The 13,565-nt window shown below is 60.8% G+C and carries 12 protein-coding genes; all 12 read right to left on the reverse strand.

All coding sequences use genetic code 11. The annotated features are described in order from the left end of the window. Positions 1 to 28 precede the first annotated feature (28 nt). On the reverse strand, positions 29 to 1,015 hold the full coding sequence (locus tag ACE3PP_RS16325) for an ABC transporter permease (protein ID WP_374384205.1): 987 nt from the start codon (positions 1,013 to 1,015) through the stop codon (positions 29 to 31). A 411-nt stretch (positions 1,016 to 1,426) separates the two neighbouring features. Continuing rightward, a complete protein-coding gene (gene hypF, locus ACE3PP_RS16330; protein ID WP_374384207.1) occupies positions 1,427 to 3,748 on the reverse strand; it encodes a carbamoyltransferase HypF in 2,322 nt (773 codons plus the stop codon). An 18-nt stretch (positions 3,749 to 3,766) separates the two neighbouring features. Then, the gene (locus ACE3PP_RS16335; RefSeq protein WP_374384209.1) at positions 3,767 to 5,221 is read right to left on the reverse strand and encodes a nickel-dependent hydrogenase large subunit; all 1,455 of its coding nucleotides are present in this window, start codon (positions 5,219 to 5,221) and stop codon (positions 3,767 to 3,769) included. 10 nt (positions 5,222 to 5,231) lie between these two features. Then, positions 5,232 to 6,230, reverse strand: coding sequence for a HupU protein (locus tag ACE3PP_RS16340; RefSeq protein WP_374384211.1), 999 nt, complete (start codon positions 6,228 to 6,230; stop codon positions 5,232 to 5,234). Then, complete coding sequence (locus ACE3PP_RS16345) at positions 6,227 to 7,642, reverse strand: sensor histidine kinase (RefSeq protein WP_374384213.1); 1,416 nt, start codon at positions 7,640 to 7,642, stop codon at positions 6,227 to 6,229. The genes ACE3PP_RS16340 and ACE3PP_RS16345 overlap by 4 nt, the downstream gene beginning before the upstream one ends. A 12-nt stretch (positions 7,643 to 7,654) precedes the next feature. Next, positions 7,655 to 9,157, reverse strand: coding sequence for a sigma-54-dependent transcriptional regulator (locus ACE3PP_RS16350; protein WP_374384215.1), 1,503 nt, complete (start codon positions 9,155 to 9,157; stop codon positions 7,655 to 7,657). Between the two features lie 24 nt (positions 9,158 to 9,181). After that, a complete protein-coding gene (gene hypE, locus ACE3PP_RS16355; protein ID WP_374384217.1) occupies positions 9,182 to 10,231 on the reverse strand; it encodes a hydrogenase expression/formation protein HypE in 1,050 nt (349 codons plus the stop codon). Positions 10,232 to 10,293: 62 nt separating this feature from the next. After that, positions 10,294 to 10,881, reverse strand: a complete 588-nt coding sequence (locus tag ACE3PP_RS16360) for a HupE/UreJ family protein (RefSeq protein WP_374384219.1) — start codon at positions 10,879 to 10,881, stop codon at positions 10,294 to 10,296. A gap of 35 nt (positions 10,882 to 10,916) precedes the next feature. Continuing rightward, complete coding sequence (gene hypD / locus ACE3PP_RS16365; RefSeq protein ID WP_374384222.1) at positions 10,917 to 12,071, reverse strand: hydrogenase formation protein HypD; 1,155 nt, start codon at positions 12,069 to 12,071, stop codon at positions 10,917 to 10,919. Beyond that, positions 12,068 to 12,328, reverse strand: coding sequence for a HypC/HybG/HupF family hydrogenase formation chaperone (locus ACE3PP_RS16370; protein WP_374384224.1), 261 nt, complete (start codon positions 12,326 to 12,328; stop codon positions 12,068 to 12,070). Before ACE3PP_RS16370 ends, hypD begins: the two co-directional genes overlap by 4 nt. A 10-nt stretch (positions 12,329 to 12,338) precedes the next feature. Beyond that, positions 12,339 to 13,229, reverse strand: a complete 891-nt coding sequence (hypB, locus tag ACE3PP_RS16375) for a hydrogenase nickel incorporation protein HypB (protein WP_374384226.1) — start codon at positions 13,227 to 13,229, stop codon at positions 12,339 to 12,341. Then, a complete protein-coding gene (hypA, locus tag ACE3PP_RS16380) occupies positions 13,229 to 13,561 on the reverse strand; it encodes a hydrogenase maturation nickel metallochaperone HypA (protein WP_374384228.1) in 333 nt (110 codons plus the stop codon). Before hypA ends, hypB begins: the two co-directional genes overlap by 1 nt. Positions 13,562 to 13,565 lie beyond the last annotated feature (4 nt).

Consider the following 13,565-nt stretch of genomic DNA (forward strand, 5'->3'; position numbering starts at 1 on the left):
CGCAATGACTCGAATTGTGGGCGATTCGTCAGATGTCGCCCTGTTGCCCCGTCTGTTCATCGCGGGGATTGAGGATGCTGTCGGCCACGATGGCCAACAGCAGGATCAGGCTCTTGATCACGTTCTGCAGCGTGTACTGGATATCCATGATGGTCATGCCGTTCATCAGCACGCCGATGAGAAGCGTGCCGACCACGACGTTACGGACATTGCCGCGCCCGCCGGACAGGCCGACGCCACCCAGCACAACGACCAGGATGACGTCATAGATCATGTTCGAATTGACGACGCGCGTGTTCATTGCCGCCACCGAGGTCGCCGTGATGATGCCGGCAATGAAGGAGATCGCTCCCGAAATGACATATTGCGCAACCAGCATGGGTCGGACGGGAAGACCCGTGATGCGCGCAGCCTGGCTGTTGTCGCCAATCGCATAGATAAAGCGCCCTGGCTTGGTAAAACGCAGGAAGCACCAGAATGTCATGGCAACGGCAAAGGCGACGATGACGGGGACCGGAATGCCGAGCACATTTCCCTGGCCCAGTTCTTTGATCCAGCCGATATCATTCGGCATGTAGACGACATCGGTGCCGGTGATGAGGTGGGCGCGCCCAAACCCATAGATGAAGGTCCCCATCGCCAGCGTGGTGAAGAGTGGGGGAATATCGCCGTAGGCGATGAGCAGGCCGCTGATGAGGCTCATGAGCAGCGCAAGCCCAAGGCCAAGACTGAGTGCCTCGCCAAGCGATGTGCCGGTTCCGGCCATCTGCATGGCCCAGGCGACCGAGATCGCCATGTTGGCGACCATCGACAGGTCGATACCGCGACCCAGCACGACCACGAGCATGCCAATGCCGAGGATTCCGAGCACTGAAACGGAACGCAGGAGTGACAGCATGTTCTCCGCTGTCAGAAACTTCGGAAGCACAAATGTAAAGGCGCCAAACAGCACCACTGTCAGCAGGAGAACGATTCGCTCCTGATTGAGATGGCGTGTAAAGCCCGAACCCTTCATCCCGCTTTCCTCCCCTGCCCGGCATTTGCGCCGGGTTCTGTGCGTCGCCCTGATGCCGGAAACATCTCCAGCCGGGAAAAACACGCACGCAGGTCGTTCTCGACCCATTTCATGGCAGGGAAGCTAGCAACAGCCCGATAGAGCCGGAATTACTAATTAAATATCTTCGCTATTGTCTTTTGTTATATTGCGCTGCAACTCGAGATTTCGATCGTCGCCAGCGCCCCTTTTTTGGGCATGTTCATTTTGTATGACCATGCATCGCGACATCGCGCGGCAACTTGCCCATTGATTGAGCATTTCCCGGTCGAATGCTGACGTTCGACCTCATTTGGAAATTTATCGTTGCACGCAAAGGCCCATCGGAAACGTTCTGCCACCTGCGCAACCTGAGTACGCTCTGCTCATCCTTCAGCCCAATCGCGCTGTGGCAATCACGCCCTGACCAAATGATAGCCCCCCGTCACCGCTAGGCACGTTCCTGTGGGCTAGGACCTTGTATCCTTTGTCGTGAAGTACATCGGACACACCCTCCAGCAGCAATCGGTTGCAGAAGACACCCCCGGAAAGTGCAATGGTCGAAAAACGCATGTCCCTTGCCAAAGCCGTGACGCTCTCACAAACAGCCGCAACCAGCGTGTTGTGGAACCGCCGTGCAATGTGTGCCGGCGCTGTGCCGGCGGCGACATCCGCAAGTAGATCGCGCCACATTTGATCCCACTCAACTTCAAGGATCGACGTGCGCGCTATGGTGAAGCCGTAGCGGTGAGCCTCATCCCTGACACCAAGTGCCAGGGCTTCAAGCTTTTGCGCCGCTTCTCCTTCGAAACTCAATTCATCTGGGGCGATGTCCAGAATTGCCGCGACCGCGTCGATCAATCGTCCTGCCGAGCTCGCCAGGGGTGCGTTGATACTGCGGCTGAGCGACACTTCTACCGCAGACAATTCTTTGGCCGATCGGCGCCGAATGGCTGGAAGATCGCAGATCTCTCCGCCCCCCGGCAGCCGCTGCAAATGCGCGTAGGCATTGCGCCAAGGTTGCCGGTTGGCGAGGTCGCCGCCGGGCAGCGCAACGGGCACAAATCTTGCCAATCTGGTGAAGCTTTCATATGTGCATGAAAGAAATTCACCACCCCAAATGGTGCCGTCCGCCCCCATTCCGAGACCATCGAGGGCGACACCCAGGATCGGCGCCCCGCCCGCTTCCACTCCGTTCTCCGCCATGCAGGCCGCAATATGGGCATGGTGATGCTGGATACGCAGGAGCGGTTTGCCCATTTCGCTGGCGAGCACCTCGCCCACGATGCTTGCCGAATAATCAGGATGCATGTCGACGGCGATCGCATCCGGCACGAAATCGAGCATTTCCGTAAAGAGACCGAGGGCCTCCCGCCAATCCCGTTGCGTTGCGGGATTTCTGAGCTCGCCGATATGCGGCGACAGCAATGCCTCACCGTCTCGGCACAGGCAGAAGGTGTTCTTGAGATCTCCACCGACAGCCAGTATCGACCGCCCCCGCACCAATCCCTTGGGAAGGGGAAGCGGATTTGGAACGTGGCCGCGACCACGGCGCATGATCCTGGCAGCACCACCCACCACGCGCACAACCGAATCATCCAGCCTGCGGATGATGCGACGATCATGCATCAGGAACCCGTCCGCGATATCCTTGAGTCCATCGCGCGCCCCTTCATTGCTGATCACCTGCGGTTCGTCGCGACCGTTTCCCGATGTCATCACAAGCGGACCCGGCACCTCCGCCATCAACAGGTGATGCAGCGGCGAATAAGGCAACATGATCCCGATTTCGGCCTGGCCCGGCGCAATCTGGGCGGCAAGATCACGGACGGCCTGTCCGGGGCGTGGGCGCATCAACACAATCGGTGCTGCGACATGCTGAAGCGCGCCCAGTGCCGTCTCGTCGACCTCGGCATATCGACGAACTTCCTCGCCATTCCTCATCATCAAGGCGAAAGGTTTGTCACCGCGACGCTTGCGGCGACGCAGTTCGGCGACAGCATCGACGTTCATCGCATCGCATGCCAGATGAAAGCCGCCAATTCCCTTGATGGCCAGGATGGCGCCGGCACCCAGCATTTGCGCGGCCCTTGTCAGGGCATGCCGCTCCTCCACCAACCTTCCGTTCTTGTCTTCGAGCCAGAGTTTCGGACCACATTCTGGACAGGCGATAGGTTGTGCGTGAAAGCGGCGATCGGCCGGATTCTCGTATTCACCGCGGCAGGTTGCACACATGGCGAAATCGACCATGCTGGTATTGGCGCGATCATAGGGTATGCGGGTGACAATGCTGAGCCGTGGTCCGCAATGGGTGCAATTGGCAAAAGGATAGAGGTAGCGGCGGTCCCTGGAATCAAGCACCTCTGCCAAACAAGTTGGGCAGGTCGCAGCGTCCGGCGCGATGGCCACGGCGATCCTACCACCCGCACTTTCGGCGATGATAAAATCCGCGAACGCCTCGGCGTTGCCAAGCGGGCTGAAAACAACCTCGTCGATGCGGGCCAGCGCTGGTTTCTCGGCGACCAGGCGCGCACGAAACCGCTCGATCTCAACGGACCCGCCTTGGAGATGGATCAGGACACCTTCACCATCATTCAGCACCTGCCCCTTGAGGCCGAGTTCATGCGCGAGCCGCCAGACATGCGGGCGAAAGCCGACACCCTGGACCGCGCCGCGAACCCTGATCGACAAACCAATATCTGAGCTTTGCGCCATTGAAGCAATGCCGCGGCGCTAGTGAACGGTGCAGACCATGCACGGGTCGAACGACCGCACGACATGCTGCACCGAGACGGGATCGATCTCGCCGGATCTGACCGGTGCCCCGACGAGGGCCGCCTCCAATGCACCCGGCCTCCCCTCGGCATCTCGCGGCGAGAAGTTCCAGGTCGTCGGCGCAACGATCTGATAATTGATGATACGGCCGTGCTTCAGCTTGATCCAATGCCCGAGAGACCCGCGCGCAGCTTCAACGAGGCCGCAACCAGAGCCTTCGTCAGGCATCGTTCCCGTGACGCAATAGGCCTCCTTCGGGCACAATTGCCGCGCCCAATGTTCAAGCGCCAAGGCAATACGTGCAATTTCGATGAGTCGGGCGACGACACGGTTGCGGACATTGGCCCCGTCCCGCTGCGCCAATGCGCGGATGAGCGGCTGGCCATCGACGGCCTGCCTGGCAAAGGCACCCACTTCCACCACTTGGCCGGCCAATCTCGGCGCCTTGCACCAGCTGTATCCCTCTGCTTTTGCTGCGTCGGGCTCTGTCACGCCCTGATAGGGGTGCTGTGGGTCGTCACCGCCGGTCAGCCAGGCATGAGAAATGTCTTCGGCAATATCGGCCGGGTCGAACGTACCGGCACTGCCGTCGCTCAAGACAAGACCGCGATCGAAATGCGGCTTGCCCTCACTCCAATAGTTCCCATAGCTGAGATAGTGCGCCCCGGAGGCGCCGATACGGTCCAAATGCAGAGCATCTGCGATGTGAAGGAAATGCCTGAAATCTGCCGATTGCGCACCATCTTCCGCACGATAGGCTTCCAATGCCGCGATGCTGTCCAGCGAAGCTATCCGTTCGAGGCTGGCCCCAAATAGGACCCGTTCCAGGAAGCGACGGAATCCGCCGAGGATGAGGAGCAGGCGCATCTGCTCCTGCGCTTCGATGGCGCGGCTCGTACCGCCGGGCTGGATAGCCAGCGTATGTGGCCATTTTCCGGCCAGCAGCCCCATCACATGCATGAACTCGGCCCGGGCCGGCAATGCGTCGCGAGCCGCACTGCCTTTGATCGCAGCAAAGCGTTCGGCCGCCGCCGCGAACCAAGGCTCTGCGGCATAGGTCTCCCGGCAGAAATCGGGCATGAAGAAGAGATAGAAATGCGTCAGATGATCGGCGACATTCTCGGCCGCCAGAATGATATTGCGCGCCAGTTCGCCATTGGGCGTCGGACTGATCCCCAGCAATTCTCCCAGCGCCGTTGCCGCCGCGACCGATTGCGAAACCGAACAGATGCCGCAAATGCGTGGTGCGTAGACCAGCGCGTCCATCGGATTCTTGCCGTGCAGCATTCGCTCAAAACCGCGATAGAGCGGCGAGACGACCCAGGCACCGTCGACCCGTGCGTCGCTGATGTCGATCTTGACTTCAAGATCGCCCTCGACCCGGTTGAAAGGGCCGATGATCCGACGCGTCATTGGGCGTGCCTCATTGCGGCTTGCCGCGCCGGGATTCAGTCGGTGGAGCGACAACATGGTCGTGCACGGCATTTTGCCGCAATCGATCCGGTGTCGCCGCTTTGGCCAGCGATGCCAGCGCCACGAACCAGGCCTTTGGCATATCCGTCGGCAGGCCGATGGGAATGCCGGCAAATTTCGGCGTCGCCGCGAACGGATGTCCTGGCTCCTCGAAGCCAGGGGCCGTGCAATTGATGCAGGCATAACCGCCGCGCAGGCATGAGCCGTCACCGTTCCACAGGCGCGTGTTGCAATCACCGTGCGCCTGCGTTCCCTTGCAGCCCATATTTTCCATCATGCAGCCGAGATCGGAGGGTTGCTCGGCGCTAGCCTTGTATTCATAGAACTCGTTGCGCGGACAGCCGTGATGCACCAGATGATCGGCATAGGAGCGCGGCCGGTTGAACTGGTCCATATCCGTGCCGGCAAAATGGCCAAGCGCGATCTGCATCAACGTTTCAGTCACCCAGTTCGGATGCGTCGGGCAGCCGGCGATATTGACAACGGGCAGGCCGCTCTTGGCGCGGAAATCGGCGCCGAGCAATCCGCCCGCCTCAGCGCCACCAAAGGCGAGCCCGGTTGCCTCGGACGGATTGCCGCCACCAGCCGTGATACCGCCATAGGCGGCACAAGAGCCGACCGCCACCACATATTCGGCTAGCGGTGCCAGGTCGGCGATCCAGTCGCGCATGGGGCGACCGGTTCCGGCAAGGATGTGAAAGCGCCCGCTATTCTGTGGGCCGTTGATGACAGCGCCTTCCAGACAGAGAATGTCGAGCCGGATATTGCCGGCGCGAACACGCTCGAGAATCTCGATCACCTCGCGCCCGCTCGCCTGGCTTAAGGAGGGGTGCCAGAGAAGATCGATGTGCGCCGCTTCAAGAGCGGTGACGAGGTCGGGATTTTCCGCGTTGAACAAAGACAGCGTACAGCCGCCGCAGCCACCCGATTGCAGCCATAGCAGATTCATGCCGTCTCTCCGGCTTCGGCCTCAATATCGAATGCGAGCGGTATGGTCAGCAGAAACTCCACGCCGCCATCCGGGACATTGGCTACTTCCAGATGACCGCCCTGCTCTTCGGCCAGCCCGTAACTGACATAGAGTCCAAGGCCGGTTCCTTCCCCGACCGGTTTGGTCGTGAAGAAGGGCTCGAAAATTCGGTCCATCTCTTCCGCGCGGATGCCGGGCCCATTGTCGCACACCTTGATCCAGGCATCTCCATCGCCGATTCCGGCGCTGAGACGGATGATTGGGCGTTCGACCGCACTCAGCACGTCGACGGCATTCTGAACCAGGTTGATGATGATCTGGTGCACGGCGCGGCTGCGGCCAACGATATTGATCTGCTCCGGCATGTCGAATTCCAGATCCGGTTTGACGCGCGTCGCCTTCAGGACCCATTGCGTTGCTGTCTTCACCACACGAACCAAATCGTAGGTCTCGACATTCTCCTTTTGCGTCGACGAGAAGCGTCGCAGATCCTGCACAATCTCGCTGACCCGGGATGCACCTTCCAGCGTGCCATCGACCAAAGGACCGATATCCTGAATGATGCGGTCGATCTTCAGCTCGGCACGTAGCGCCTGAAGCTCCGGGGCCGGCGTTCCCTTGTCCACCGCCTGCAGATAGCGTGTGATACGCTCACCGTACCGCTTCATCGCGTGCATGTTGCCGAAGACGAACGAGATCGGATTGTTGAGCTCATGCGCGACTCCCGCTACCAATCGACCGAGAGCTGCCATCTTTTCGGCAAAGACGAGCTGCTGCTGGGTCCGGCGTAGACGGTCATGCGTCTGTTCTAGGGCAGCATAGGCGCGGTGCAGTTCACCCGTCGGGCGGCCGATCAGAACCATGCCCACCAATCGCCCAGAATGATCAAAGCGTGGCGAGCCGTTGACGGAGAGTGGCGCACCGCCACCCGTTGCATCGCGCAGCGAGACGTTCTTGTCGATGATCGGTTCGCCGCCACCAAGGCGCGTTGCCAGAAGCCCGGCAAAGGCAGCGGATTCGGGCGCCAGCAATTCTGCAAAGGGTCGACCTTTCAACGAATCCGCAGGTTTGCCATGCAGCTTCACCAGCGCCGCGTTGACTTCTTGAATAATGCCACGCGCGTCGATCACGATGAGCACATCAGTCATCGCGCTCAGGACGGAATCGATGAAGGCGCGCGCCTCCTCCAGTTCCGCATTCTTGCGCTCGAGTTCGACTTGATAGCCGACAAGATCGGCATAGACGGAATCCATCTTGCGGATGACGTCAATCCACGCCTCCTCCCCTTGCGAAGAAAGCGTCAGGGCCGAGGCCACTCCGGCCAGGTCGATGAGACCGGTCGGCTTTGCTGCAACTTCTCCTGAACTTCCCGTCGGCAAGTGCCTTGCCATTTTCGCCTGGTCCTAATTGGCCGCCTTGAGATCGCCACGCTGTGGAAAGGGCGCCACGCGATCAAGTTGATAGCGTTCCAGTTTGGAGCGTAACCCGACCCGAGACAAGCCCAGTTCCTTGGCTGCCCGGCTCTTGTTCCAACGGTGCCGAATGAGCGTCTCGCGCAAAATCCGCGCCTCAAGGGCTTCGACCCGGTCCTTGAGAGACCCGTCGAGACCTGTGATGAAATCGCCGTCTTCCGCATCGCCCTGCGCGGCAAAGCGTCCGGCCGGCGTACCCAGCAAGATGCGCGGAGATATCAAATTGGCATTCAGCCGATCTGCATCGCCAGCCATGATCAGCATGTGCCGAACTTCGTTCTGCAGTTCGCGGACATTGCCGGGCCAGTTGTAGTCGGCAAGAACGCGCAGCGCCTCGTCTGTGAAACACAGCCCTGGCTTGCCAAGTGCCGTACCGGCCTGCTGGAGGATCGCTTCGGCCAGAACGGGAATATCCATGCGCCGCTCCCGCAGGGCCGGCATCCTGACGGAAACACCCGCCAGGCGGTAATAGAGGTCCTCGCGGAATCGCCCTGCGCGCATCTCGGCTTCCAAGTCCCGGTTGGTCGCCGCAACCACCCGGACATCAATCTGCCGGGTCCGATTGCCACCGACTGGCCGAATTTCGCCGTTCTGCAGCACACGCAGCAGCTTCACCTGAAAGGCGGGGGAAATTTCACCGATTTCGTCGAGGAAGACGGTTCCGCCATCTGCACGCTCGAACAAGCCGACATGGTTCTCGACCGCGCCCGTAAAGGCGCCGCGGCGGTGCCCGAACAATTCGCTTTCCAGCAGCTGGTCGGGAAGGGCGCCGCAATTCTCCACGACAAAGGGCTTGTTCCAGCGCAGGCTGTTATAGTGGAGCGCCCGCGCCGCCAATTCCTTGCCCGTTCCGGATTCACCAACCAGCAGGATCGGCACATCGAAGGGTGCCACTTGCCGCAGCTTGTCGCAGATACCGCTGAGCGGGCTATCGGCAGCGCGAACAATACCGTCCTCAAACTGATATGTCTGCTTCAGTTCCTTCCTTTGCCGCGCGACGACGGCCTCAGCCCGGTCGGGAGACATTTTCATCTCCAGCGACATCAGTTCGTTCTCGCGCTGCAGGCGGAAGAGGGAGGCGGCACTCTTCAAAATCAAGATCAGATTGTCGGGCTGCCAGGGTTTGGTGATGTACTGGTAGATGCCGGCCTCGTTGATACCTGCAACCACATCATTTGTGTCCGTATAGCCAGAAATGATAATGCGGACGATATCAGGCCAGCGGTCGCGGACACGCTTCAGGAATTCGACACCGGTCATGTCCGGCATGCGCTGGTCACAGAGAACGACCTGGACCCATTCCTGTTCCAGCAGCGCCGTCGCCTGCTCGACATTTGCGGCGGTCTTGACATCGAAATCATCATTCAAGATGCGCGCCAGCGCTTCAAGGCTGCGCGGTTCGTCGTCAATGATGAGGATCGTGGGCAGACTCATGCATTCATCCTCAAACAATTTCTGTCAGCATATACGGGGCAATTGTTCGCCGTTGATCCAGTCGACCACGCGTCGCCCGCCCAGGACAGTCGTCATCTCAACCGGTGTCGCTGCCTGTTCGACCACCTCGCCGATGATGGAAGCGTTCCGTCCCAATTCGTGCGCGCGCATCGCCGCCAGAAGGGGCGCCGCAACCTCCGCCGGACAAAAGGCGACGAGTTTGCCTTCGTTGGCAATATGAAGTGGATCGAGGCCGATCAACTCACAAGCACCGGCGACAGTTGCCGAGACCGGCAGCGCTGCTTCGCGGATATGCATGGCATGACCTGATTCCTGAGCCAGTTCATTGAGCACTGCCGCCAGGCCGCCGCGCGTTGGGTCGCGCAGGCAATGGAGTTGCGGCGCTGCCGCCAGCATAGCTTGCACCAAATCGCCGAGGGGCGCAGAATCGGAGGCAATATCACCGTCGAACTCGAGATTCTCCCGCTGCGAGAGAATCGCCACGCCATGATCCCCAATCGTGCCGCTGACCAGGATCTTATCCCCGGCCGAGATGCGTGACGGCCCCAGATCGACACCATCCGCTAGAGCCCCGATGCCCGCCGTCGTGATGAAGACACCGTCACCCTTGCCGCGCTGGACGACCTTGGTGTCGCCGGCAACGACCCGAACACCGGCACGACGCGCGGCGGCTGCCATGCTGGCGGCGATCCGGTCGAGGTCCCGCAAGGGAAACCCCTCTTCGATGATGAAACCAGCGGTCAAATAGAGCGGAACGGCGCCGGACATCGCAATGTCGTTGACCGTTCCATGCACCGACAGCGACCCGACATCGCCACCCCGGAAGAAGAGCGGCGAGACGACATGACTGTCCGTGCTGGTCACTATTCGTCCCGGCACATGCCCCAGCATCGCCTGATCGCCGCCCTTGCACAGCAGCGGATCGTCGAGATGGTGTTGAAAGAGGTCGGCAACGAGTTGTGCGGTGGCCCTGCCACCGCCGCCGTGGATCATCTCGACCCGCCCGTCGAGATCGAGCCGCCGCACCCTGGCCTGCTTGCGCAGAAGATTCATGTCATCGCTCCCGTCATCGGGGAACGGCGGCACCTACTGCGAGGTGTCGCCGTTTGATTCACTCAGCTCGCCAACAGCATCGCACCGGCAACACAACCGACTGCACCAAAGATCCGGCCAGCCCAGGCACCGGTTCGGTTGCTGCGTGTGAATGCCTTGCCGAGAGCGATACCGATACCATGCAGGATCGTCGTCGCCAGCACAAAGCCCAACGCATAGCTCGCGAAACTCTCCATCGACACGCCCTCCGTCCCATGCGCGTGACCGTGGAACAAGGCGAATGTACCAACCATCACGGCGGAAGCCGGCAAAGGCAACCGAATATCAAATGCGAGCAATGCGCCCATGACAATGACGGAGACGGCAATGATCGGTTCGACATAAGGAAGCGCAAGGCCGCTGAATCCGAGCACACCACCGACGGCCATCAGAGCGACAAAGGCGGTGGGTACAAACCACAGGGCACGCCCACCTTGACGCGCGGCATAGAAACCGACGGCGACCATAGCCAGCAGATGATCGACGCCCGACAGCGGGTGTAGCGCGCCATGCGTGAAGTCACCGGTTTCGTGAAGGCCGATATGCGCAAAGGCCGGGCTGGCGGAAAGCGCCAGGATGGCGGCGATTGCAGTGATGCGAGGTAGTTTCATCTTCCATCTCCCTGTTGAATTGACAGAAACAGTTATCAGGCGGCCGAAGCGGTCTTGTGCTCGCTATCGCCCTGCCGGAAGCGGCCATAGGTCCAATACGCGGCGCAGGCACCTTCGGATGAGACCATGCACGACCCGATCGGATTTTCGGGCGTGCAGGTCGTACCGAAGAGCTTGCAGTCGACCGGCTTCTTGATCCCACGCAGAATGGCGGGGCATTCGCAGCTTTTGGCTTCCCGCGCTGGATATTGCTTCAGCTCGAAACGTTTCTCGGCGTCGAAGGCAGCATATTTATCGGCGATACGGAGGGCGCTGTCGGGCACCTCGCCCAAGCCGCGCCACTCGAAACTGTCGCGCAAGGAAAAGACATCGGCCACCAGCGCCTGCGCCTTCTCATTGCCGGCGCGCGTCACGGCACGGGTATATTGGTTCTCGACCTCCGCACGCCCCTCATTGAGCTGGCGTATCACCATCAAGGTGGATTGCATCACGTCGAGCGGTTCGAAGCCGGCGATCACCACCGGTTTGGCATAGTCGGCAGCAACGAATTCATAGGGGCCGCTGCCGATCACGGTGCTGACATGGGAGGGGCCGAGGAAGCCATCGACCTGCACGCCGGTTTCCGGCCCTTCGTCCGCCGTCGCCATGATGCCTTTGATCGCCGCCGGCGTCAGGACATGGTTGCAAAAGACGGAGAAATTGCCGAGCTCCTCCCGCGCCGCCTGCTGAAGCGCCACGGCGGTGGGTGGCGTCGTTGTCTCGAAGCCGATCGCGAACAGCACGATCTGCCGCTCGGGATTTTCTCGGGCGATCTTCAGCGCGTCCTGAGTCGAATAGATCATGCGCACATCGGCGCCATCCGCCTTGGCCTTGAGGAGGCTTGCGCGGCGGCTGGCCGGGACGCGCATCATGTCGCCATAACTCAGCAGCGTGACACCCGGACGACGCGCAAGGTCGATCGCCATATCGAGGCGCGAGACGGGAAGGACGCAAACCGGACACCCCGGCCCGTGAACGAACTCGACGTTCGCTGGCATCAGATCCTGAACACCGTGGCGGAAGATGGCATGCGTGTGCCCGCCACAGAACTCCATGATGCGATATTGGCGCGCGGCATTGGCTTCGCGCGCGATCGCCGTCTGCAGTCCACGCGCCAGGTCCTGATCGCGGAATTCGTCGACATATCTCATGGCGCAACCTCCATCTGGCGTTCAGCATCCGCCTCGGCATCCAATCCGATCTCCGCCATCAACGCCAAGGTTCGCTCCGCCTCCTCGGCACTGATCTTGTGCAAGGCATAGCCCACATGGACAAGCACGAACTCGCCAACCTGCGGCTCCTCGATCAAGGCCAGCGAGATGCGCTTGCGGACGCCACCAAGCGCTACAACAGCGCTCTCCCCGTCAGGTTCGAGGGCAACAATCTGGGCCGGTAGCGCCAGGCACATGGGAAGCTCCTTACGCTACGCGGTCGAGCGCCGGATGACCGGCGAGCTCCCGCTGGCGCGTCGCAATCAGCCAGTCGAGCCAGTGATCGAGCCCCTCACCGCTGCGGGCCGAGACCGGCAGCATCTTGATCTTCGGGTTGACGCGCCGCGCCGCAGCCAGCGCCTTCTCGACATCGAAATCAACATGCGGCAGCAGATCAACCTTGTTGAGGAGCAGCAGGTCGGCGGCATGGAACATGTCCGGATATTTCAGCGGTTTGTCTTCGCCTTCCGTCACCGAAAGAACGACCACCTTGTGCGCCTCGCCAAGATCGAACGCTGCCGGACAGACCAGATTGCCGACATTCTCGATGAAGAGAACCCCACCGGCAGCGGGATTCAATTCGGCAAGGGCATGGCCCACCATGTGCGCGTCAAGGTGGCAGCCTTTGCCGGTGTTGATCTGCAGGGCCGGGGTGCCTGTCGCCCGAATACGGTCGGCATCGTTGGCCGTGGCCTGATCACCCTCAATCACCGCGACCGGAAAGCGTTTCCCGATCAGTTCAATCGAGCGCACCAGCAAACTCGTCTTGCCGGATCCCGGGCTGGAAAGAAGATTGAGCGCCAGGATGCCCCGCTCGGCCAAGAAGGCACGGTTTTCCGCGGCGAAGGAATTGTTCTTGGCAAGAATATCCTGTTCGATCTGCACCATGCGGGCTGGAGTCAAGCCCGGCGCATGCGCGCGCTGCGGTGAGTCCGGATGTGTGTGAGAATGGTCATGGTCATGATGCGCGTGATCGTGATGACCATGATCATGGTGGTGATGATCGTGGTGATGATCATGATGATCGTGGCCGTGCCCGGCATCTTGCCGGCGTTCAACCTTCGCTTCATGCCCGCCGCAACCGCATACCGTGCACATCAGTTGACCTCCAATTCCTTGATCCGCATTTCATCGCCGCTTTGCACCTGCAACTGGGCGCTGCCGCATTCGGGGCAGCTGTCGAGCCGGTGCTGGATGACGACACTCTTGCCGCAGGGCAGACACCAAGCTCGCGCCTCGGTTTCCAGAATCTCAAAGCGCGCGCCATCGGCAATGGTCCCGCGCGCCACGGCATCGAAGCAGAAGCGCAAGGCCTCCTTCTCGACACCGGCCAGCGGCCCGACTTCGATCCGCACGAGCGATACCTTCTCATAACCGTGCTGGCCGGCACCGGCCTCGATCGCCTGTACGATGCTTTCGCTCAGCGCCATTTCA

The organism is Dongia sp., assembly GCF_041910485.1.
In the GTDB taxonomy this organism is placed as follows: Bacteria; Pseudomonadota; Alphaproteobacteria; order Dongiales; family Dongiaceae; genus Dongia.

What these genes read in the sequence shown, in the direction of transcription:
- ACE3PP_RS16325 (WP_374384205.1), bottom strand. Translation starts at nt 1,015, where the DNA reads ATGAAGGGTTCGGGCTTTACACGCCATCTCAATCAGGAGCGAATCGTT.
- hypF (WP_374384207.1), bottom strand. Translation starts at nt 3,748, where the DNA reads ATGGCGCAAAGCTCAGATATTGGTTTGTCGATCAGGGTTCGCGGCGCG.
- ACE3PP_RS16335 (WP_374384209.1), bottom strand. Translation starts at nt 5,221, where the DNA reads ATGACGCGTCGGATCATCGGCCCTTTCAACCGGGTCGAGGGCGATCTT.
- ACE3PP_RS16340 (WP_374384211.1), bottom strand. Translation starts at nt 6,230, where the DNA reads ATGAATCTGCTATGGCTGCAATCGGGTGGCTGCGGCGGCTGTACGCTG.
- ACE3PP_RS16345 (WP_374384213.1), bottom strand. Translation starts at nt 7,642, where the DNA reads ATGGCAAGGCACTTGCCGACGGGAAGTTCAGGAGAAGTTGCAGCAAAG.
- ACE3PP_RS16350 (WP_374384215.1), bottom strand. Translation starts at nt 9,157, where the DNA reads ATGAGTCTGCCCACGATCCTCATCATTGACGACGAACCGCGCAGCCTT.
- hypE (WP_374384217.1), bottom strand. Translation starts at nt 10,231, where the DNA reads ATGAATCTTCTGCGCAAGCAGGCCAGGGTGCGGCGGCTCGATCTCGAC.
- ACE3PP_RS16360 (WP_374384219.1), bottom strand. Translation starts at nt 10,881, where the DNA reads ATGAAACTACCTCGCATCACTGCAATCGCCGCCATCCTGGCGCTTTCC.
- hypD (WP_374384222.1), bottom strand. Translation starts at nt 12,071, where the DNA reads ATGAGATATGTCGACGAATTCCGCGATCAGGACCTGGCGCGTGGACTG.
- ACE3PP_RS16370 (WP_374384224.1), bottom strand. Translation starts at nt 12,328, where the DNA reads ATGTGCCTGGCGCTACCGGCCCAGATTGTTGCCCTCGAACCTGACGGG.
- hypB (WP_374384226.1), bottom strand. Translation starts at nt 13,229, where the DNA reads ATGTGCACGGTATGCGGTTGCGGCGGGCATGAAGCGAAGGTTGAACGC.
- hypA (WP_374384228.1), bottom strand. Translation starts at nt 13,561, where the DNA reads ATGGCGCTGAGCGAAAGCATCGTACAGGCGATCGAGGCCGGTGCCGGC.